Here is a 21,282-nt window from a genome sequence, read left to right as displayed (position 1 = left end):
CCGCTCGAGCTCGGTGACCTGGAGGCCGACGGCGAGACCGACGCGGACGCACTTGCCGACGCGCTCGCGCTCGCGCTCACACTCGCGCTCACCGAGGCCGACGGGCTGGTGCTGGTGCCGCCGAGGAACAGCTCCGAGTACAGCGCCAGCGCCATGGCGACGTCGGCCTGGGCCCAGAAGCGGTGGTACGTGAACACCGGGGCGGCCCCGCCGTTGAGGTACGCCTGGACCTTCGGGAAGTCGGGGTCCTTCTGGTAGAAGGACCGGATCGACAGGAAGGTCGCGCCGGGCGCGATGGTGTCGCCGTTGGGCATCTTGCCGGTCCAGCCGGACGGCACGTAGACCGTGTCCTTGAAGCGGCTGTAGTCGGCGCGGGTCTCGGGGATGGCGATGCCCTTGCTGTCGGTGTGCTGCGCCAGGGCGTCCAGCAGGTTCTTGCCCAGCGTCTGGGCCGCGGCGTTGCCGGCGCCGGCCGCGTAGTACAGCAGGGTCTTGATGAGCGCGGCGGCCACCCCGACGTCCTGGCCGGAGTCGGTGACGGTGACGTGCAGGCCGGCGTTGGCGCCCGGGCTGGCCGCGTTCCAGGTGTCGGGCTGCCCGCTCCAGCTCAGCGTCGAGGGGATCTGGAAGCTGCCGCCGGTACCGACGGTGACCTTGCTGGAGGCCCAGGTGACCCACTTGTCCAGGATCGCCTTGACCCGGCTGTCCTTGGTCAGGTAGTAGTACTCGGCCCAGCGCTCCATGCCCCACACCTGCATGCCGAACCAGTTGTTGCTCGGCGGGTCGTGGTAGACCGGCTCCCAGTCGTAGGCCATGCCGTAGAAGGTCGGCGTGCCGGCCGGGGGCTGGCCGTACTGGCCGTTCCAGCTGTTGGTGGCGCCACCGGCGATGCCGCCGTCGGCCGACTGCAGCCAGCGCAGGAACTCGATCTGGCGGGTGAGGCTGGTCGCCCAGTCCGAACGGCCGGTGGCCGACTTCGGCGCCATCGCGCTCACGGTCGACAGCGCCCACGCGGCCACCGGGTTCTGGTAGCCGTGGTGCGCCGCGCCGTCGCCGATGCGCCACGCCCAGCCGCCGCCCGCGGTGGCGCCGCCCCACGCGTAGTACCAGCCGAGCAGGTAGTGCTGCGAGTTGCGGCCGCTGCCGGCCGCGCAGCCGCTCGGGCTGGTGCAGTTGCCGATCTGCTTGAAGTACTTGTCGAACATGCCGTAGCGCAGGTAGTCGCCCATCTTGGCGGCCTTGGCCACCGAGGCGGAGACGGCGCCCGCGTTGCCCTGCGCCGACGCCCACCGGTACGCCCAGTAGGCCGCCTGGATGGCCCGCGCGTCGGCGTCGGGCGCGTTGGTGTACTTCCACTGCTTGGCGTAGCTCTGGTCCTTGACGAACAGGTCCAGGTAGCCGTTGGTGCCGCCGTACTTCATGAGGTCGGTGCACGGCTGCGGGATCGTCTCGAAGACCGACTCCTGGGCGCCGCGCTGGTAGCTGTTGATGTAGCCGGGTCCGGGTGCGCTCGGGCCGTTCTCCGCCCCGGTGCCGGCCGTGTTGCCGTAGCCGTACACGTTGTCCACGTCGAGCAGCCAGTGCATCCCGTAGATGTCGGGGGTGCCGTAGGCGGACTGCAGCTCGGCCGCGATCGGGTCGGCGCCGACCGGCACCGAGCTGTCCAGCGGGCTGGGGTAGCCGGTGGGCTCCGGAAACTCCGGCGCGTAGGTCGCCGGCTTGCTCGAGTTGTACGACCCGTTCGTCGGCTGGTCGACCGTGGTGGGGATGATGTACTTCTCGGCCGCCGTCCACGTGTTGTTGAACGGGGCCCAGTCGCCGGTCACCCGGCCGTACACGGCCTCCAGCCACATCCAGTAGCTGAACGCCTCCGACGTGGTCTCGTGCCCGTGGTCGGGCGCCTCGACCATGAGGGTCTCGACCGAGTGATACGGCACGCCGGACGGGCTGAAGTAGCCGCTGGCCGAACTCTTGATCTTGTTGTACATGTCGAGGAACTGCTGCGCGTAGGGGTCGGGTGCGGCGGCATTGGTAGCGGCCGATGCTTCGAGCACCTTCGATCCAACTGCGACCGCGGCGACCGTGCCGCCGACAGCGGCAACGAATTTTCTGCGGGACAGGCGGGACATGGAGCCTCCTGCGGGGTTGGCGGATGCGGCGGGGCGGGGCAGATCGAAGATCTGAATGGGAGCGTTCCCAAACCTTCGGTTTGCCGCCATACGCTGTCAATCCGGGGAGGTGCAGCCACGCTGTCAGCAGGGCTTATTCCTTGAAAATTACGGCCGGGCGGCCGGCGCCCGGCATCGAAGCTGGTCATGCCGGGGCGTGCGGTCGTATTGTCGGTCGTCGGGTCGGCGTCTGTCCTCGTGGGCGCCGGCCCGCCGCCGCTGCGGTGCACGGCCTCGGCCCGGCGGCCGATCCGGACCGGGCCGGCGAGTGGGCAGCGGCCAAGTTGTGACCCCGGGCAGGTAGCGTCGACTACATGAGCACCTACTCGGGTCCCGCCAGGCTCATCCTCGCCGACGGCACACGCGTGCCCGGGACTGCCTCGCTGAAGATGAGCCAGAACGGCGGCCGCCCTGGCTGGGGCGGCACGTTCCGGCCCGACGAAACCACGGCCGGCGCCCGTGCGGCCGCCGAAGACGTTCAGATCGAGCTCCCTTACGACCAGCTCGGTCACGTCGCGGTCACCGGCACACGGCGTCTTCTCGCCACACAGATCCTGATGTCGCTGTCCGGTCGCGGCCCTGCGCCGTTCTGACCACCGTCCTTTCCGCGCCGTGGCGGGCGTTCAGGACGACCTGGAGCAGACCGCCCGGCGGTGCGCTCCAGGTCGTCCTGGCCCATGACGTCCCGGCCGGGGTTGTCGCCGTCACCGCCGCACGCGACTTTGTTGCCGTCGTTACGCATCGTCGGGGTCGAACAACGGGCCGCGACCTGGGCGGCGCGCGCGCAGTGATCGCCGGGCGCTGATGCACGAGGGCGTACGATCCGGGCCGGAGTCGATCGAGGGGGTTGCGGTGGCGGACGCGCAGGAGATGGCATCGCGGCTCGATACGTCTGTGCCGCATCCGGCGCGGCGGTACAACTACTGGCTCGGCGGTAAGGACAACTTTGCCGCTGACCGGGAGTCCGGGGACGCGGTCGTCAAACTGTTCCCGTCGATCCGTACCGCGGCCGTCGAGAACCGGTACTTTCTGCGCCGCGCGGTCACGTTGCTCGCCGGGGAGCTCGGCATCCGGCAGTTCCTGGACATCGGGACCGGGCTGCCGACGGCCGACAACACGCACGAGGTCGCGCAGCGTCTAGCGCCCGAGTCCAGGGTCGTCTACGTCGACAACGACCCGCTCGTCATGGTGCACGCGCGGGCGCTGCTCACCGCGGCGCCCGGGGCCGGGCCCACCGACTACATCGAGGCCGACGTCCGCTCGCCCGAGCACATCCTGCAGGAGGCGGCGAAGCTCCTCGACTTCAGCCGTCCCATCGGGCTGATGCTCATCGCAGTCCTGCACTTCATCGCCGACGACGAGGACCCCTACGGCATCGTGCGGCGGCTCGTCGACGCGCTGCCTTCGGGCAGTTACCTCGTGCTGTCGCACTCCACCGGCGAGTTCCTGGCGCCGGAGGCGGTGCACGCCTTCCGTACCGGCGCGATCCCGGTCTACCTGCGCCGGCACGACGAGATCGCGCGGTTCTTCGACGGGCTCGACGTGCTCGAGCCCGGCATCGCGTCGATCTCCAGCTGGCGCGCCGAGCACGAGCGGCAGCCCCGGCCGGACGAGTCGGAGACCGCGACGGACTGCGCGGTCGCACGCATCCCGTAGCCGTCAGAGCATCGGGGCGCGGTGGCGCTCCAGGTACGCCTCGACGTGCTCGGCGTGGTCCGGCGGGTTCAGCAGGTAGCCCTGGCCCAGCGGGCAGCCCGCCGCCCGTACCACGTCCACGTGCGACTCCGTCTCCAGCCCGCACGCGATCACGTCGATGCCCAGGCGCCGGGCCAGGGCCACCACCACGTCGACGATCGGCGTGGCCGGGCCGCGGCGGCCGGCCGGTTCGACGAAGAGGGTCTGGTCGATCTTCAGGACGTCGATCGGGAGCCGGCGGAGGTGGGACAGCGCCGTCGGGCCGGTGCCGAAGTGGTCCAGGGCGGTGCGTACGCCCAGGGCACGCAGGCCGGCCAGCTGCTCCACGGCCAGGGTGTCGTCGGGCAGGGCGGCCTCCGTCACCTCCACGACGAGGAACTCCGGCCGGACGTCGTGGGTGTCGATCGCCGTGGCGACCGTGGTCAGCCAGCCGTCGGCCGCCAGCTGACGGGCCGAGACGTTCACCGAGACCCACAGCGTCCGGCCGTCGCGGTGCCAGCGGGAGAGCTGGCGGCAGGCCTTGTGCAGCACCCAAGTGCCGATCTCTTCGGCCAGGCCGGCGCCCAGCTCCTCGGCGATCGGGAGGAACTCCGACGGCGGTACGGCGCCCAGTCGCGGGTGGCGCCAGCGCAGCAGGGCCTCGGCGCCCACCGGCTGGCGGGTGACCAGGTCGGCGATCGGCTGGAAGACGAGGTCGAGCTCGCCGCGGCCGATGACGCCGGGGAGCTGCTGCTCGATGTCGGTGCGGCGGACCAGCGCGGCCTCGAACGACTTGTCGTAGCACTCCACGCGGTTGCCGTCGCGCGGCCGGGACAGCTGGCGGGCCCGGCGGCGGGCCACGTCCGCGTGGCGAAGGGCTTCTTCGGCGGTACCGGCGCCAAGGAGATCGGCCACGCCCACGTCAGCGGTCAGATGCACCGTGTGGCCGGGCAGGTGGAAGGGCTCGGCCAGGGCGGTGGCCAGGCGCGTGGCCAGGGCGAAGGCGTGCACCAGGGGCGCCTCGGTGAGCACGGCGAACGCGGCGCCGCCGAGGCGGGCGGGGAAGCCGGCGAGGCCGTCGGCGCCGTCTCTGGGGGTCGTGGCGGTGCGCAGGCGGCGGGCGGCCTCGATCAGTACCGCGCCGGCGACCGTCGGGCCGTGCAGGTCCGCGACGCTCTCGAACCGGTCCAGCTCCAGCACGAGCACGGAGCCGGGGCGGCCCTCGTGGCAGGCCTCGCCCGCGGCGGCGACGAACCGGCGGCGGTTCGCCAGGCCGGTCTGGTCGTCGGTCCACGCGACCTCGTCGAGCGTGCGCTGCAGCTGCGCACGGTCGCCGACGTCGCGTACGTGCACGACGAGCCCGGCCACCTCCGGCGCGGTGCGCTGGTCGCTGACCGTCGACTCGGTGTCGCGCCAGCGGCCGAAGCCGTCGCGGAGGCGGGCCTGCACGAGTACGTGCTGGCGGCCGTCGAGCACGGCGCGCAGCGCCTCGGTGACGGGGCCGTGGTCCTCGGTGTGGAGCAGGTCGGTCAGCGGGCGGCCGAGCGCGTCCTGGTCGGACAGGCCGAACTGGCGCGCGGCCGCGGGGCTCTGCCAGCGCACGACGAGGTCGGCGTCGAGCACGATCGTGACGTCGGTCGAGCCGGACACCAGGGTGCGGAAGCGGGCTTCGCGGCCGGCGAGCCTCAGCGCGTACCGCCGGATGTCACGCGCGGCGAGCAGCTCACGCACGGCGAGGGCGGCGAACGCGGCCACGCCCAGGCTGACCGCTGTGGCGTCGAACCGGCCCCCGGTGAGCAGGTGGAAGGCCGAGACGATGACGGCGAGCAGGGCGGGGCCCATGAGCAGCGGGTACGCCGCGAGCGTGCCGCCCTCGTCGTACACCTCGGGGCGGGTCGGCTCGTCGCCGGCCCGGCGGGCGCCCGCGGTGATGAGGAACGGGCCCGCGACCATCGCGAGCCCGGCGACCACGAGGCCCCCGGTGACCGCGCCGGGAGCTGCGGGCCAGGCACGGTGGTGACCGAGGAGCAACAGGGAGTACACGTCAAGGCCGACGATCGAAAGTGCGGCTCCGCCGGCGCAGCCCAGCGCCGCGGGACGGTGCCGCACGGCGCGCAGGCCGGTGACGACCGCGACGGCGACGGCCACCGAGCCGGTGACGGCCACGGCCAGCCGCAGCGGCCCGGTGCCCGGCGGCGCGGTGCGGCCCAGCGCCAGCACCCACGCGCAGTAGAAGAGGCTCACGCCGATGCCGGCGCCGTCCAGCAGGCGGCGCAGCCGGGCCCCGACGGTCGGCGCGGTGCCGGGGAGCAGGAGCAGGCCGAGGAGGTACGTCGGGGCGGCGAGCAGCGTCGTCGCGGCGGCGGCCGGCCCCGGGGCGAGCGCCGGGACCCCGGTGACGGCGACGCCCGCGCCGGTGATGAGCGCCCCCATGCCGAGGAACCCGGCCCCGCGGCACGGCCCGAAGTCACGCCGCCCGTGGTGAATCCGCAGCGCCAGCCTGATCAGCGAGCCGGCGTGTAACAGCGCGGCGCCCGCGGCCGCGGCGGCGACCGCGACGAGGCCGAGGACCGGCCCGCTGGCGGCGGCGGCGCTCAGGGCGGCCGCCGTGGTGAGCAGAACGAGCCAGAACGTGCGCGGGTTGCCGATCACTGCAGTGCCGCTTTCACGAGGGGAGCGCTGGGGATGTGCTCAACCCGCTCAACGAGGAGGGGCGCTCGGGGTTACTGGCCGGTTGCGACGATCCGGTGAACGGCGTCGATCCGTTCGCGGCGTTCTGCTTCGGCGACGGTACCGCGGGTGAGCTCGTCCAGCAGCAGCCCGTCGATCAGCCCGATCAGCAGCCGGCCCCGCTGTCGCGAGCCGGTCAGCGCCTCGGCCCGCTCGACGAAGCCGCCGGCCAGCCGGGCCGCGGCCTCGCCCAGCTCGCGGCGCGCCTGCGGGTCGAGCATGAGCATGAAGCGCGCCCTGGTCCGGTGGGAGGTTGCCCAGCGCTGCAGTACCTCCGCCAGGTCTGCTCCTTCCGTGTCTTGCAGGTCGAGCTCGGCGATGCGCTCGAGGGCGGCGGTGAGCAGGGCGTTGCGCGTCGGGAAGTGGTAGCTGCAGGTGCCTTGGGGCAGGCCGGCGCGGGTGTCTACGGCGCGGTGGGTGAGGGCGCGTACGCCGTCGTGGCCGAGCACCTCGATGGCGGCGTCGGCGAGGCGGCTCTTGCGATCCGCGTCTCGTTGCTTCACGGGGTGGATGCTACAGGTGTAGCGTGCTCTTGCTACATCTGTAGCGGGTTGCTCGGCGAAATGTCGGGCCGCTTCGCTAGGCCCGACATTTCGGACATATACCCCGACGGGGGATGCGCTGGTTATGTCGAGTTATGCGGTATTTGGGTTATCCGTCCGAATCGGGGAGGAAGCGTGCGCGCGATTGTTGTCGGGGGCGGGATTGGGGGGTTGGCGACGGCCCGTGGGCTGACGCTGTGCGGCTGGGACGTCGTGGTGCTGGAGCGGCTGCCGCGGCTGGAGACGGCCGGGGCCGGGCTGTCGCTGTGGCCGAACGCGCTGCGGGCCCTGGACTGGCTCGGCGTGGGCTCGCGCGTCCGGGCCGCGGGGACGCCGATCACGGGCGGTGGTCTGCGCACCGCGGAGGGTGCCTGGCTGTCGCGGGTCACGGTGGCCGGCCCGATCGTGGTCCATCGCGCGGATCTGCACGAGATCCTGGCCGAGGGCCTTTGCGTCCGCACCGGCGTCAATGTGACAGATGTGCGCACCCTCGAGGCCGATCTGATCGTCGGAGCGGACGGAATCGGCAGTGCGGTGCGCGCACAGTACGCACCCCAAGTGCGCATCCGCGACAGCACGAACGTGTCCTGGCGCGCCGTAGTACCGCCAGACCCGAGCATCACCAGCGGCGGCGAAACCATGGGCCCGGGCGGCCACCGTTTCGGCTACGCCCCGATGGGCGAGCGCGGCATCTATTGGTACGCCGTAGCGCCCGGCCCGTTGCGCACCACGTCCCGGACCGAGCAGCTCACCGAGCTGGCAGACCGGTTCGCGGCCTGGCACGATCCGATCCCGCGCCTCCTGGCCGCGACAGATCCGAACACATTGCTGCACTATCCACTGCACGACCTGCACCCGGTGGCGCCGATGCGGTTCGGTGACCGAGTGGCCCTGGTCGGCGACGCAGCGCACGCAATGACGCCGTACCTCGGCCAGGGCGCGTGTCAGGCCCTGGAGGACGCGGTAACTCTCGCCGCAGTCGTGTCACAGCCGGCGTCGCCCACGCGCAGACCGCTTCCGACGGAGGCGCCCGTGTCGCCGCCGATCGCAGAAACGCGCACCTCACCGTCCGCTCCAACCGCGCACCAGACGCCGCCGATCGCAGAAACGCGCACGTCGCCGTCCGCTCCAACCGCGCACCTGACGCCGCCGATCGCAGAAACGCGCACGTCGCCGTCCGCTCCAACCGCGCACCAGACGCCGCCGATCGCAGAAACGCGCACCGCACCGTCCGCTCCAACCGCGCACCAGACGCCGCCGATTGCAGAAACGGACACCTCACCGCCCGCTTCGGCAGCGCACCAGACGCCGCCGATCGCAGAAACGCACACGTCGCCGTCCGCTTCAGCAGTGCATCTGACGCCGTCGGCCGCCGAGACGCCCATTTCTCCAACATTTGTGTCCGTGTCGCGGACGGACACAAATGTGCGCGTAGGGCGGTCGGTTGCGGAGGCGCTCGTGGAGTACGACCGGATTCGGCGGCCGCGGGTGGCCATGGTGGTGCGGCGCAGCCGGCTCGCCGGTCGGATGTCGGGTGCCCTTGCGCGGGTCGTGTTGCGCGTGTTGCCCGCGCGCGTGCTGGTGCGCGGCGCGGAGAAGGTTTCGGCCTGGGAGCCGCCTACGCGGGAAGCCGGGCGTTGCTGATCTCGTCGCGGCCCAGCCAGGAACGCAGGCGGTGGCGAAGGCCGCGGCGCTCGGGTACGTCGTCGCCCACGATGTCCGCGATCACGGCCGTGATGTTGTCCGGGCCGCCGGCACGCAGGGCCAGGTCGACGAGGCGCTCGACGCACTCGTCGACGTCCGTGTACTCGCGCATCGCCTCCTCGATCGTCTCCGCGCGCAGCACGCCGGACAGGCCGTCGCTGCACAGCAGGTAGCGGTCGCCGGCGCGGGCGGCGGTGACGGAGTACACAGGATCGGTCGGTTGTCCTTGCAGGACCCGGCTGACCAGGGAGCGCTGCGGATGGGTCGCGGCCTCGTCGAGCGTGATGCGCCCTTCGTCCACGAGTAACTGCACGTATGTGTCGTCTTTTGTGATCTGGGCGAATTCGTCGCCGCGCAGCAGGTACGCCCGGGAGTCTCCAATGTGGACCAGGCCGATCCGGTCGCCGGAGAACAGGATCGCGGTGAGCGTCGTGCCCATGCCCAGCTTCGACGGGTCCTCCTCGACCTCGTCGCGGATGCGCCGGTTGGCGTCCGACACCGCGGTGCGCAGCGCGGTGAGCAGGTCGTTGCCGGCGAACTCCTCGTCGAGCGGGCCCATCGCCTCGATCGCGAGCCGGCTGGCCACGTCACCCGCCGCCATGCCGCCCATGCCGTCAGCGACGGCGAGCAGCCGGTCGCCCGCGAACACCGAGTCCTGGTTCTGGTTGCGTACCAGGCCGGTGTCGGTGCGCGCGGCCCAATGCAGGGCGAGCGGCTGATGACCCTCGTCGACCACACCCTCTGCGACACCCTCTGCCATGCCTGACAGCGTGCCGTATCGATACGGCGGGCGTCTCTACGCACTTGTGCGTATCGTGACCGCATGCCGACCGCCCCCTTCATCGGACGAGCGGCCCAGCTCGCCGAGATCGAGGCGGCGTGGGCGGCGCGGCGGCCCGGGATCGTGCTCATCACCGGCGAGGGCGGCAGCGGCAAGAGCCGGCTGGTCGCGGAGGTGCTGCGCCGCCTCGACCTCGACGGCACGGCGGTGCTGCGGGGCTCGGCGCGGCCCCAGGGCGCGGCCCCGTACGACTGGCTGGCCTCGGTGCTCAACGGCCGCCCGGCGGCGACCCTGCCCGTCGAGGAGTCGCTGCTCAACCGGCTCGCGCAGCGCCCCCTGGACGCGGCCGAGCCGCGACTCGCCCCGGCGACGACACTGCGCGCGGCGGTCGACGTTGTACGTGCGTTATTGAGCGGTACCGCCACCAATCACTCAGAACTCAGCATCGTCGTCGTCGAGGACCTGCACGACCTCGACCCGGCCAGCCTGGCGCTCGTCGCCGAGCTCGCGGCCGCGGCGGAGACGCTGCCCGCGCTCATGCTCGTGACGAGCCGCCCGCCGCAGGAGGCCGCGTTCGCCCCCGCGGCCGCGCGCACACTGCGCCGGCTCGGCGGTTCGCCGTCCGTGCTGCGCGTTCATGTCGCACCGTTCACCGCGCGCGAGACCGCCGAGCTGATCGAGGCCACGTACGGCAGCGCCCCCGCCCCCGAGGCCGTCCGCGGCGCGCGGCGGCGGACCGGCGGGAACCCGTTCTGGCTGGCGGAGCTGCTGGCGGCGTACGACACCGCCGGCGACCTGCCCGCCGCCCCGCTCCCCCCGCACGTCGTCGGCCTGCTCGTGGAGCCGCTGTCGAGCGAACCGGAGCTGGTCGGGCGGGTGGCCCGGGCGGCGGCACTGCTCGGCGACCCGGTGGAGAGCGACGTGCTCTTCCACGTCTGCGGCGGCGACGTCGAGCCCGCGCTGCGCCGGCTGCTCGACCTCGGCCTCCTGCTGATCGCCCCGGACCTGGCGCCGACCGGATCGCTCAGATTCCGCCACCCACTCCTGCGCGAAGCGCTAGCCGCCGGCGTGATGCCGCGCGAACGCACACGCGTGCACTCACTCGCGCGCGGACTGGCCGTCGAGCTGGGCGACAACGCCGCGCTGGCCCGGCATGCGGCCGCCTTGGGTCGTACCGCGGAAGCCCGCACCGCCGCCGCCCGCGGCGCGGCGGCCAGCCTGGCCACGGGCCTGCCGGAGGCGGCGCTGGAGCTGGTCGCGCTGGGTTTGAGCCTGCCCGTCCGCACTTCCGATGATGGCCCCGGCGGCGGGCCCGGGCCTGAACCACCCGACCGCCGATCTCCCGTGGGCCTCGAGCAACCGTCGCTTCCGCAATCGAACACACATGATGCGCAGCCGGACACACAGCCAGTTGCGCACAGCGGGCGCTCAAGCGCGCAGGACGCTCAGCTCACTGCACACGACAGACAGTCAGACGCGCGGAACACCACGCACGACGGACAGTCAGACGCACAGAGCACCGCGCACTACGGACAGTCAGGCGTGCAGAGCACCGCGCACGACGCGCAGTCAGGCGTGCAGAGCACCGCGCACGACGCGCAGTCAGACGTGCAGAGCACCGCGCACGACGCGCAGTCAGGCGTGCAGAGCACCGCGCACGACGCACAGTCAGGCGTGCAGAGCACCGCGCACGACGCGCACAAAGCGCAGTTGGGCGGGCACTCAAGTGCGCAGGACGCTCAGCTCACTGCACACGACAGACAGTCAGACGCGCGGAACACCGCGCACGACGGACAGTCAGACGCACAGAGCACCGCGCACGACGCACAGTCAGGCGTGCAGAGCACCGCGCACGACGCATCGCGCGCCGCGCACAAAGCGCAGCCGGGCGGGCACTCAAGTGCGCAGGACGCTCAGCTCACTGCACACGACAGACAGTCAGACGCGCGGAACACCGCGCACGACGGACAGTCAGACGCACAGAGCACCGCGCACGACGCACAGTCAGACGTGCAGAGCACCGCGCACGACGCATCGCGCGCCGCGCACAAAGCGCAGCCGGGCGGGCACTCAAGTGCGCAGGACGCTCAGCTCACTGCACACGACAGACAGTCAGACGCGCGGAACACCGCGCACGACGGACAGTCAGACGCACAGAGCACCGCGCACGACGCACAGTCAGACGTGCAGAGCACCGCGCACGACGCATCGCGCGCCGCGCACAAAGCGCAGCCGGGCGGGCACTCAAGTGCGCAGGACGCTCAGCTCACTGCACACAACGGACAGTCAGACGCGCGGAACACCGCGCACGACGGACAGTCAGACGCACAGAGCACCGCGCACGACGCATCGCGCGCCGCGCACAAAGCGCAGCCGGGCGGGCACTCAAGTGCGCAGGACGCTCAGCTCACTGCACACAACGGACAGTCAGACGCACAGAGCACCGCGCGCAATGCGCAGCCGGGCGCGCGCTCAAGTGCGCAGGACGCTCAGCTCACAGCGCACAACGGACAGGCAGACGCGCAGAGCACCGCACACAATGCACCGTCGGGCGCGCGCTCGAGTGCGCAGGACGCGCAGTCAGGTCTGTCGGCCAGTGCGCGCGGTGGGCAGTCTGCGGTGCTCGACCGTGACGAGGTTTGGGTTGCGCTCGCCGGGGTTGGAGCTGCGGCGGCGTTTGTCAGTGCTCGCTTTGAGGTTGCTGCCAACTATGCCGGGGACTGGCTGCACGAGGTACAGCAGACGGATGACCGTGACGGGACGGCTGATGCGCATCGGCAGCTCGCGGCCGTTCGGTGGTGTCTCGGGGACCCCGGCGGGCATCGGCGGTCGCTCGATCGGGCCGCGGCCGTTGGAGGGTCGGCGGCTTCGCTGGCGCGGCAGCGGGCGGCCGAGGCTGAGAGTGCGCTTCGTACCGAGGACGCTGCCTCCGCGCTGCCGCTCGCCGAGGCTGCGGTTGGGGCCGCCGAGCGGGCCGGGGTCGGGATCGCGTCCGCGTCGGTCACGCTCGGCACGGCGCTGGCGCTGACCGGGGACTTTGAGCGGGGGGTTGCGCTCCTGCGCGCGGCGCGACAGCTTGCCGGGCGCGAGCACGATCCCGTCACGATCGGACGTGCGGTGCACAACCTGGTGGCCGTCAGCCTGCCGCGGCTGGGCGAGGTCATGGGCTGGCGGCTGTTCGACGAGGCTATGGGGACGATCGGGCGGTACGGGCTGGAGTTCTGCGCCGGGCGCACCACCACGCTCGGCGTTGCGCACGCGATGCGCACCGGGGATCTGGCGCGGGCCGAGGCGCTGGTCTGGTCGCGGCTGCCGATCGAAGGCGATCCGGTTGAGCGAGTGCGGTTCACTGCGCGCGCGGGTCTGCTCGCTTTGGAGCGTGGCGACGACAGTCTTGCGGTGCGGATGCTCGCACGGGCAGACGCTGAGGGGCGCGACTCGGGCCTTGTGCGGGTGCTACGGGTGGCGGTGGCGGCGCGGGGAGTACACCCCGTTGATCCGGCAGAAGCTCTGCGTGACTGCGTCGGGCGGTGCGGGCCGGCCCGGCTCGCGGAGGCGGCGCGGTGGGCGCTGCACGGCGGGGTACCGGCGACGGTCGTCGAGGAGCATGTGCCCGATCGACCCGTGCGGCTGCGGTTCCTGCTCGCCGTGGCCGCCGGACGCGATGCCGACGCGCTCGAACTCCTGCCCGTTGCGCTGGGCGGCGACACGCTGAGTGATGTGGGGGTTCGCGACCGTGTGCCGGCGGCGGGGGGCGATGCCGGCGGGCTCGGGCCCGGTGGGTTCGGTGCCGGCGGTACGGGGATCATCGGGCTCATCTCCGGGGACTCGCGCGGGCGCGGGGCGGCCGGCTCCGGTGTGCGGCGATCGGCGCGGCGGGCGGCGGTCGCGGCCGTTGCTGACGGTGTCGGGCCGGACGATGAGGTCGGCGGCGGGGTCGAGGCCGGCGGGGCGGCGCTTGGGCGCGGGGACGGGGATGGGCGGGCTGAGGATGCGGCGGTACACACGGCGGCTGCTCATGCTTTGTTGCGGCTCGGGCGGGCGGGCGAGGCCCGTCGGCATGCGGAGCGTGCGGTGGCTCTGCTCGCGCACTGGCCCGGGTGGCGGCTGGCCGAGGCCGAGACGCTGTTGCACAGTCTGCGCGCGGGTGGTGACCTGACGGCGCGGGAGTTGGAGGTGCTCGGGTGTCTTGCCGCGGGGATGACGAATCAGCAGGTCGCGAGTTCGCTGGGGATTTCGATCCGGACTGTCGCGGTTCATGTGTCGAACCTTCTGCGCAAGACGGGGGCTACCTCGCGGACTGAGGCGGCGCTGTGGGCTGTGCGGCATCGGCTTGCTCCTGAGCGGTGATTCGGGCGTTTCCGGAAAATCCGATAGGCCTGGTTGTTTCTGGCTACGGTGGGGCCACGAGCGCAGGGTTACTTGGACTTTGGGGCTGCCCAACGACGCTCGGCCGATGGTGGCGGGAGCTTGCGCTCCCGCAACGTGTAAGCGTGGTCCCTGCTCGTTGTTGCGTGCGGTTATTCCTCTTGGCCGTGGTTTGCCGGCGGGTTCGTGCGGGTCGTCATTCGGTGGTCCCGGATTTGTGCGCTATATGAAGTGGGGCCGCGGGTTTCTGGGTGGGTTGGGATAATTGATGGGTGGCGGGGCAGATATCGTTGTTTAGTCGGGCGCAAGTGGCTTCTATGCGGGATCGGACTCGGGCGCGGAATTGGTCGCCTTCTCAAGATGCGTTTCGGCGGGAGCATGCGGAGCGTCGTTACTGGGGGTTGAAGCGGCGGTATGCGGAGAAGCTTCGGCGGGAATATGGCAGTGAGGCGGCGGGGTATGCGAGCTTCGCTCGGCGGGCGGCGGAGGCGAAGGCGGGCTATGAGCGGCGGGCGGCAGCTGCCCTTGAGCTAGCCGGGCCGGTTCAGGTTGAGCAGGTTGAGTGCGCTGGGCCGCTCTCCGGCCAGGCCGAACGTCCCGGACCGCCGGTTGAGCAGGCCGAACGTCCCGGACCGCCGGTTGAGCAGGCCGAACGTCCCGGACCGCCGGTTGAGCAGGCCGAACGTCCCGGACCGCCGGTTGAGCAGGCCGAATGTGCCGGACCGCTCGATGGGCTACCCGTGGAGCAGGCCAGCGCCGGTAACGACTGGGAGCCCGCGGCGCGGCCGAGTGGGGAAGGCGCCGATCGGGGCGGGCCCACACGCGACACCGCCGCGCGCCGGCACCACGATCGCGCTGGGACCGCCGCGGCGTCAACGATTCGGAACAATCAGTCGCCGACCGCGTCGACCGGTGCATTCTGCCTGTCGCCGAAGTCTACGAGAGCCGGTATCGATCGGTCATTGTTACAACGGACCGGTGACAGGAAACAGCGACTCGCCCATTCGTGTGCCGCGGCGGCGGCGCGCTACGAAGGCGCAAATGCGTGATCGTGAAAATAGAGCGTCAGGTTGAGAAAGTTCGGCCGAACTGGATTACTGCTGCGTCCAGCTCCTCGTACGCGGCGTCGCTTATGGATTGGTCGCGGGTTCGGTCTGTCAGTTGTCTGCGCAGTACCTCGATGCGGTGTGCCGCGTCCGCGCCGTCTGACAGGAGGTTGTTCACCTGGTTGCGGATGTCCAGGGCTACGTCCGGGCGGATTTCGTTCGTCTGGGAGCGGCGGTCCACGATGTCCAGGACGGCTTTGCCCGCGGCCTGGCGCGTCAGGGGGGACGGCGGGGCCGGGGGCGAGGCGGGCGGGCTGGCCGGGCCGGTCTGGGTGGCCGTGCCCGAGCGGCGCGGCTGGGTGGTCGGGGTGGGGGTGGCCTGCTGGTTCGGGGGGCCCGGTACCACCGAGACGAGGATGCTGACCGATGGTCCGGGGGCCGCGTTGTCGCCGGGCCTCGGGCCGGGGTCGTCCTGTTGCAGGATGAGCACAGTGAGTACCGCTGCCGCTGTCACGATGACCGGCACGGACAGCAACGCTCGGCGGCGGGTGAGCATTGTGGACGCCGCGGACTTCGCGCCCAGGATGCTGGCCATTTCCGCGGCCGTCGGGCGGCGCAGGGGGTCGGTGGACAGGCAGCGCAGGCACACCGCGGCGGCCGCGGCCGGCAGGCCGGGCACGTTGAGGGCCGGGCGGCGCTCGGCGGCCAGGGCGCGCTCCAGCTCCTCCCACGTCGTGGCCGGGTAGGGCGGGGCGCCGGTGAGCATCTCGTAGAGCAGGACACCGAGGGCGTACACGTCGGTGGCGCCGCTGGTCGGGGCGCCGGTCAGGCGTTCGGGCGCGACGTAGGGCGGGGTGCCGAACGTCATCGCCTCCTCGCGCTGGCCGATGTCGGCGGCGATGCCGAAGTCGAGCAGGCGCACGCCGTCGGTGGTGAGCATGACGTTCTCGGGGGTCACGTCGCGGTGCACGACGCCGCGGCGGTGGGCGGCGTGCAGGACGTCGGCGACGGTGGCGGCGACCGCGACCGCCTCGGGCCACGGCATGGGGCCCTTCTCCAGGCGGGCGGCGACGGAGATGCCGTCGAGCAGCTGCATCACCACGTATGCGGCGATGCGACCGCGCGGGGTGACCGTCTCGCCGTAGTCGTACACGCCGATCGCGTTCGGGTGCTCGATGCGGGCCGCGGCCCGGGCCTCGCGGCGGATGCGGTCGCGCTGGCCGCCGTCGGACGCGATGGGTCCATCGAGGACCTTGACCGCGACCGTGCGCTCCAGGGCCGAGTCCCAGGCTCGCCAGACGACCGACATGCCGCCCGCACCGACGGGCTGTTTGAGGATGTAGCGGCGGGCGAGGATATCGCCCTCCCGCAGCTGAGCACCGCGCATCCTACGTGGATGCCCGCACAACGAGTTCGGTAGGCAGGATCGGCGTGACCTCGTCCGGGTCGAGCAGCAGGGCGGCGACGACCGCGCCGAGCTCCTCGACGGGCTGGCGGACCGTGGTCAGGGCGGGCGTCGTGAAACTCGCGACCGGGGAGTCGTCGAAGCCGACCACGGCCACGTCCTCGGGCACCCGCCGGCCGGACTTGCGCAGGGCCTGCAGCGCGCCGGCGGCCATCGCGTCGGAGGCGACGAAGAGCCCGTCCAGGCGCGGGGTGCGGTCGAGCAGCCAGGCCGCGGCGTGGCCACCGGACGGGGTGCTGTAGTCACCGTATGCGATCAGCGGTTGACGGCCGGCGGTGATCATGGCGCGACGGTACCCCTCGAGGCGGTCGGCCGCGGCGGGCGAGTCCGGCGGGCCGGCGATCGTGGCGATCGTCCTACGGCCGCGCAGGAGCAGATGCTCCACGGCCTGGCGCGCGCCGTCGCGGTTGTCGACGTCGGCGAAGGGCACGGCCAGCTCCGGCCGGCCCGCGGCGCGCAGCGGCACCCGGGACGCGGCCAGCGACACGGCGAGGGGGTGCTGCGCCGGCGCGCCGACGAGCAGCACGCCGCCGACCCCGCCCGCGGTCAGGAACTGGGTGGAGCCGGCCACCGTGCCGCGCGTGGCGGACATGGTGATCAGCGGCACCCCGCGGGTCGCCAGCTCCTCCTCGGCCCCGGCCAGCAGCCGCGCGACGAAGCCGTCGCGGAAGAGCCGGGCGGTCGGCTCGAACACGACGGCGGCCACGGGCAGGCCCGCGGCCTGGTGGTCGGTCCGGCGCGGGGCGCGGTGGCGGACGTACCCCAGCCGGGCGATGGCATCGTGCACCGACACCCGGGCGGAGGTGCTGACCCGCACCCGGCCCGTGAGGACACGGGAGACGGTGGCGGCGGAGACCCCCGCGGCGGCGGCGACCTCGGTGACAGTGGGTGGTACAGGTTCGTCGGTGTGCTCAGGCATCAAGTCTCCTGTGGGAGCGATTCCTGCGGTCAGCGTCAGCCAGAGTTACCGCGATGTCAACTATTGGTTTCGATCACGCTCACGGTCGCTGCCATCACCCTAAATTGTGTTGTGTCGAAGTTCGCTGGGGCTACCGCTGGTGCGACCGGATAGGGAATAGTCGTCGATTGTGTCCGGGATCGAGGTTGGCCGCAGGGTGCTCGACCGCTACCTGCTGGTCCGTCCGATCGCCCGGGGCGGGATGTCGCTGGTCTACGAGGCCGTCGACCTCGAGCGGATCAGACCGGCGGCGGTGAAGGTACTCGCCCCGGCGTTCGCGAACAACACCCGGGCCTGTCACGCCGCACGCCGCGAGCCGCACCTGATGCAGCGGATGCGCCACCCCACGGTGCCGAAGGTCTTCGCGTTCGGCGAGATCGAGGCCGAGGGCGTGTCCGTGCCGGCCGTCGCGATGGAGCTGCTGAACGGGGTACCGCTGGCGACCCGCCTCGGCGAGGGCCCGGTGCCCTGGCAGGAGGCGGTGGAGATCGCGGCCTCGGTCGCCGAGCTGCTCGCCGTCGCGCACCGCCGCGGCATCGCGCACCGCGATTTGACGGCCGACAATGTCATGCTGACCACGGCGGGCGTCAAAATCATCGACTTCGGGCTGGCGGTACCGTTCGCGCACCCGTCGGCGTCGCGGGTCGAACACGCTCCGGCGTGGGACGTGTACGCGCTGGGCGTCCTGCTGTACCACATGCTGACCGGCCGCTCGCCCCACGCGCCCGGGGCCAGGCTCCTGCAGGCCGCGCCGACGCCGGTGGTCCTCACCCCCGGGCTGCCACGCTCGGTGGCCGAGCTGTGCCGCCAGTGCATGGCCAAGCGCCCAACCGAGCGGCCCGAGAGCGCCGCCGTCGCCCTGTCGCTGTGGGCCGAGTTCGCCCCCGACTGGCGGCAGCCCCGGGACTTCACTGAGAGCTACGGAACAGCATCTCGTCACGGTGTGTGATCACCGGGTTTTACCTGCGTAAGGCCCCTGTCAGGCGCTCGGTTGGAGTTAGCGCCCCCACCCTCGTCACCGGTTGTAATCGACGCGGCGGCAAGCCAAGCTTCTCGGACAAGGTGCACGACGGTTGCCGGCAGGGAGCCGACGAGCACCACCACCGGATAGCCGGGGAAGCTGTCATGTCAGGTTCGAAGGTCACCGGCGTGGTCGTGACAGGCGCAGCCACCGCCGGATCGCTGCCCGTCACCGGAAGCCCGGTCTTCGCCATCGTCATTGCCGGGGTCGCGCTCGTCGTCACCGGCTTTCTGATGGTCCGGGCGTCCCGCTTCAACCGCAGCGCCGCCTGACCTATGACGGCGATCCTGTTGGTCGGCTTCGCGCTGCTGACGCTCTGGCCGGCGTACAACCTGGCGCTGGTGGCGTTCTCCGCCAGCGACTCGGCCACCGCCGGTCGGCGCCGCCGACGCGACGCCATCGCGCCGAACGGCAACGAGCCGCTGACCTTCTGGATCGTCGTGCCCGCTCTCAACGAGGAGCGGGTGGTCGGCCGGACCGTCGGCGCCGCCCTGGCGCTGAGCGGCCCGGACGGCACGCGCACCAGGGTCCTGGTGGTCGATGACGGATCGGACGACACCCCGGACGTGCTGGCCGCCATCGACCACCCGGGCCTGACCGTCCTGCGCCGCGACTTCCCCAACGCCCGCAAGGGCAAGGGCGAGGCCCTCAACGCGGCGTTCCGTACGATCCGGGAGCTCACGCTCGCCGGCGGCGAGGACCCCGACCGGGTCGCGGTCGGCGTCATCGACGGCGACGGGCGCGGCAGCACCAACCTGCTGTCCGAGGTCTCGCGGCTCATGCGCGACCCCGACGTCGGCGCGGTGCAGGTCCGGGTGCGCATCCACAACCGCAACAAGGTGCTCGGCGCCGTGCAGGACCTCGAGTTCGCCGCGATCGCCAACGCCAGCCAGCTGCTGCGCGACACCGCGGGCACGGTCGGGCTCGGCGGCAACGGGCAGTTCGCCCGGCTGTCGTCGCTGATCCGGCTGGGCAACGCGCCCTGGTCGCACTGCCTGGTCGAGGACCTCGAGCTCGGGCTGCGCATGCACCTCAACGGCGAGCGCATCCGGTACACCTCGATGGCCCACGTCAAGCAGCAGGGCCTGGTCGACGTCAAGCGGCTGGTCCGGCAGCGCACCCGCTGGGCGTAGGGCAACCTGCAGTGCGTGGCGTACGTCCCGCGGCTGATCGCCTCGCGGCGCATCCGCAACCACGCGCTGCTGGAGATGCTGTGCTACCTGCTCGCGCCGTGGATGAACGCGTTCGGCACGGCGGCGGTGTTCGGGCTCTGGGGGTACGCCATGTGGCGCCTCGTCCCCGGGCACGGCGACACCTTCATGATCCACTCGTGGGGCCAGATGGGCGCGGTCGCACTCTTCTGGGCCATCGGAATGACGGCGCCGGGCCTGGTCTGGGCCACCGTGCACCGCATCCAGCTGCGCGACGAGAAGGCGGCGACGCTGCTGCGGGCCGCCATCGCCTACCCGTTCTTCCTGCTGCTCGGCCTGGTCGCGACCTGGCGGGCGATCGGCCGGCAGGTGGCGCGGCGCAACGCCTGGGCCAAGACCGAGCGGCTCGCCGAAGAGCCGGTAGCCGCCTGAACCCCCATGGATATCCCCGCACGGATGCGGCACTTCCTCCCTCGCAAGGTGACGCACACATGCTTCCTGAAGTCTTCCTGATCGCCGGTACCCGTCCCGAGGCCATCAAGCTCGCCCCGGTCGCGGCCGCCATGCGCGCCGCCGGCCGTCTCCGCCCCGTCCTGGTCGCCAGCGGCCAGCACCCGACGATGGTCACGCAGGCCCTGGCCGCCTTCGACGTCGAGGCCGACGTGACGCTGCCGCTGCAGCGCGTGACCGGCAGCCAGCCCGAGCTCCTCACCGAGATGATCAAGCAGCTCGACGCGCTGCTGGAGACCCGCAAGCCGGCCGCCGTGATCGTGCAGGGCGACACCACGACCACGCTCGCCGGCGCGATGGCCGCGTTCTGGCGCCGCATCCCGGTCGTGCACCTCGAGGCCGGCCTGCGCTCGGGCGACCTGGACTCGCCGTTCCCGGAGGAGGCCAACCGCAAGCTCGTCGGCCAGCTCGCCGCGCTGCACCTCGCCCCGACCGCCCTGGCCGCGACGAACCTGCTCGACGAGAGCGTGGCCCCGGCCAACGTGCTCATCACCGGCAACACCGTCGTGGACGCGGCGCTGGAGATCGCGGCGAAGGAGCTGCCGTTCGACAACGCCGCCGTCGCCGCCGCGGTCGACGCCGCCGAGCACGGCGAGGCGCGCCTGGTGCTGGTCACCGCGCACCGCCGGGAGTCCTGGGGCGAGCCGCTGGACCGCATCCTCAGCGCGGTGCGGCGCCTGGTCGCGGCCTACCCGGACATCCGGGTCGTGCTGCCGGCCCACGCCAACCCGGCCGTGCGGGCCCAGGTCGAGGCCGGCCTCGCGGGCGTGCCGCGGGTGACGATCACCGACCCGCTGCCCTACCCCGCCCTGGCCCGGCTGCTCTCCCGCGCCTACCTGGCCCTGACCGACTCCGGCGGCATCCAGGAGGAGGCGCCTTCCTTCCGGGTTCCGGCATTGGTACTGCGTGAGGTGACCGAGCGCGTGGAGTCCCTGCAGGCGGGCTGCGCCAAGCTGGTCGGCACCGACGAGGACCTGATCGTCGCCGAGGCCGCGAAGCTGCTCGACGACCCGCTGCTGCGCCAGTCGATGACGGCCAGCGGCAACCCGTACGGCGACGGTCTCGCGTCGCAGCGCACCGAGCAGGCGGTCGCCGCCATGCTCGGCCTCGCGCCCCTGCCCTCCCCGATGCCCACGTCCGCCTCGCTCGTCTGATTGGTGTACC

Annotated in this window: 13 protein-coding genes and 2 pseudogenes; 9 read left to right on the top strand and 6 right to left on the bottom strand. The window is 72.1% G+C overall.

Going from position 1 to position 21,282, the window contains the following annotated elements:
• Positions 1–116: 116 nt before the first annotated feature.
• Positions 117–2,159 (bottom strand): annotated as a pseudogene (locus ACPPVO_RS11645) (glycoside hydrolase family 48 protein); the annotation flags it as partial.
• Between the two features lie 323 nt (positions 2,160–2,482).
• On the opposite strand from ACPPVO_RS11645, the gene ACPPVO_RS11640 reads away from it, so the two are divergent.
• Both ACPPVO_RS11640 and ACPPVO_RS11635 read left to right on the top strand, forming a co-directional pair.
• The gene (locus ACPPVO_RS11640; RefSeq protein ID WP_426511216.1) at positions 2,483–2,761 is read left to right on the top strand and encodes a hypothetical protein; all 279 of its coding nucleotides are present in this window, start codon (positions 2,483–2,485) and stop codon (positions 2,759–2,761) included.
• A 277-nt stretch (positions 2,762–3,038) separates the two neighbouring features.
• A complete protein-coding gene (locus tag ACPPVO_RS11635; RefSeq protein WP_426514606.1) occupies positions 3,039–3,824 on the top strand; it encodes an SAM-dependent methyltransferase in 786 nt (261 codons plus the stop codon).
• Between the two features lie 3 nt (positions 3,825–3,827).
• Here the strand turns inward: ACPPVO_RS11635 and ACPPVO_RS11630 are convergent, their stop codons facing one another.
• Positions 3,828–6,494 (bottom strand): putative bifunctional diguanylate cyclase/phosphodiesterase, encoded by a 2,667-nt coding sequence (locus ACPPVO_RS11630; RefSeq protein ID WP_426511214.1) that lies wholly within the window; start codon positions 6,492–6,494, stop codon positions 3,828–3,830.
• Between the two features lie 71 nt (positions 6,495–6,565).
• Positions 6,566–7,075: a TetR/AcrR family transcriptional regulator gene (locus ACPPVO_RS11625; RefSeq protein ID WP_426511213.1), complete on the bottom strand. Its 510-nt coding sequence runs from the start codon at positions 7,073–7,075 to the stop codon at positions 6,566–6,568.
• A 174-nt stretch (positions 7,076–7,249) separates the two neighbouring features.
• On the opposite strand from ACPPVO_RS11625, the gene ACPPVO_RS11620 reads away from it, so the two are divergent.
• On the top strand, positions 7,250–8,758 hold the full coding sequence (locus ACPPVO_RS11620; protein ID WP_426511212.1) for an FAD-dependent monooxygenase: 1,509 nt from the start codon (positions 7,250–7,252) through the stop codon (positions 8,756–8,758).
• A gap of 49 nt (positions 8,759–8,807) precedes the next feature.
• On the opposite strand, the pseudogene ACPPVO_RS11615 reads toward ACPPVO_RS11620, so the two are convergent.
• Positions 8,808–9,578: pseudogene (locus ACPPVO_RS11615) on the bottom strand (PP2C family protein-serine/threonine phosphatase); the annotation flags it as partial.
• Between the two features lie 63 nt (positions 9,579–9,641).
• Here ACPPVO_RS11615 and ACPPVO_RS11610 point away from each other — a divergent pair.
• Complete coding sequence (locus tag ACPPVO_RS11610; RefSeq protein WP_426511211.1) at positions 9,642–13,949, top strand: AAA family ATPase; 4,308 nt, start codon at positions 9,642–9,644, stop codon at positions 13,947–13,949.
• Between the two features lie 1,083 nt (positions 13,950–15,032).
• On the opposite strand, the gene ACPPVO_RS11605 is transcribed toward ACPPVO_RS11610, so the two are convergent.
• Positions 15,033–16,400 (bottom strand): serine/threonine-protein kinase, encoded by a 1,368-nt coding sequence (locus ACPPVO_RS11605; RefSeq protein WP_426511210.1) that lies wholly within the window; start codon positions 16,398–16,400, stop codon positions 15,033–15,035.
• Between the two features lies 1 nt (position 16,401).
• Positions 16,402–17,397 carry a LacI family DNA-binding transcriptional regulator gene (locus ACPPVO_RS11600; RefSeq protein WP_426511209.1) on the bottom strand — a complete coding sequence of 332 codons (996 nt, stop codon included), beginning with the start codon at positions 17,395–17,397 and terminating at the stop codon, positions 16,402–16,404.
• Between the two features lie 169 nt (positions 17,398–17,566).
• Between ACPPVO_RS11600 and ACPPVO_RS11595 the strand changes: the two genes are divergently transcribed.
• From ACPPVO_RS11595 to wecB, 5 genes are read left to right on the top strand one after another with little or no spacing between them, the layout of a single operon-like run.
• A complete protein-coding gene (locus ACPPVO_RS11595; protein WP_426511208.1) occupies positions 17,567–18,385 on the top strand; it encodes a serine/threonine-protein kinase in 819 nt (272 codons plus the stop codon).
• Entirely contained in the window at positions 18,382–18,729 is a 348-nt protein-coding gene (locus ACPPVO_RS11590; protein ID WP_426511207.1) for a hypothetical protein, read from the top strand. Before ACPPVO_RS11595 ends, ACPPVO_RS11590 begins: the two co-directional genes overlap by 4 nt.
• Before the next feature lie 3 nt (positions 18,730–18,732).
• Positions 18,733–19,590: a glycosyltransferase gene (locus ACPPVO_RS11585; protein ID WP_426511206.1), complete on the top strand. Its 858-nt coding sequence runs from the start codon at positions 18,733–18,735 to the stop codon at positions 19,588–19,590.
• 15 nt (positions 19,591–19,605) lie between these two features.
• Positions 19,606–20,040 (top strand): hypothetical protein, encoded by a 435-nt coding sequence (locus ACPPVO_RS11580; RefSeq protein ID WP_426511205.1) that lies wholly within the window; start codon positions 19,606–19,608, stop codon positions 20,038–20,040.
• A gap of 59 nt (positions 20,041–20,099) precedes the next feature.
• A complete protein-coding gene (gene wecB / locus ACPPVO_RS11575; RefSeq protein WP_426511203.1) occupies positions 20,100–21,272 on the top strand; it encodes a non-hydrolyzing UDP-N-acetylglucosamine 2-epimerase in 1,173 nt (390 codons plus the stop codon).
• The last annotated feature ends 10 nt before the right edge of the window (positions 21,273–21,282 follow it).

The sequence above is a fragment of the Dactylosporangium sp. McL0621 genome, assembly GCF_049995355.1.
Lineage (GTDB): Bacteria > Actinomycetota > Actinomycetes > Mycobacteriales > Micromonosporaceae > Dactylosporangium.
The sequence above is the reverse complement of the archived record's forward strand: the minus strand, read 5'-3'. Positions and strand labels throughout refer to the sequence as shown.

Coding starts and splice junctions, on each gene's coding strand:
- ACPPVO_RS11600 (WP_426511209.1), bottom strand. CDS start 17,397: ATGCCTGAGCACACCGACGAACCTGTACCACCCACTGTCACCGAGGTC.
- ACPPVO_RS11605 (WP_426511210.1), bottom strand. CDS start 16,400: ATGCGCGGTGCTCAGCTGCGGGAGGGCGATATCCTCGCCCGCCGCTAC.
- ACPPVO_RS11585 (WP_426511206.1), top strand. CDS start 18,733: ATGACGGCGATCCTGTTGGTCGGCTTCGCGCTGCTGACGCTCTGGCCG.
- ACPPVO_RS11635 (WP_426514606.1), top strand. CDS start 3,039: ATGGCATCGCGGCTCGATACGTCTGTGCCGCATCCGGCGCGGCGGTAC.
- wecB (WP_426511203.1), top strand. CDS start 20,100: ATGCTTCCTGAAGTCTTCCTGATCGCCGGTACCCGTCCCGAGGCCATC.
- ACPPVO_RS11640 (WP_426511216.1), top strand. CDS start 2,483: ATGAGCACCTACTCGGGTCCCGCCAGGCTCATCCTCGCCGACGGCACA.
- ACPPVO_RS11610 (WP_426511211.1), top strand. CDS start 9,642: ATGCCGACCGCCCCCTTCATCGGACGAGCGGCCCAGCTCGCCGAGATC.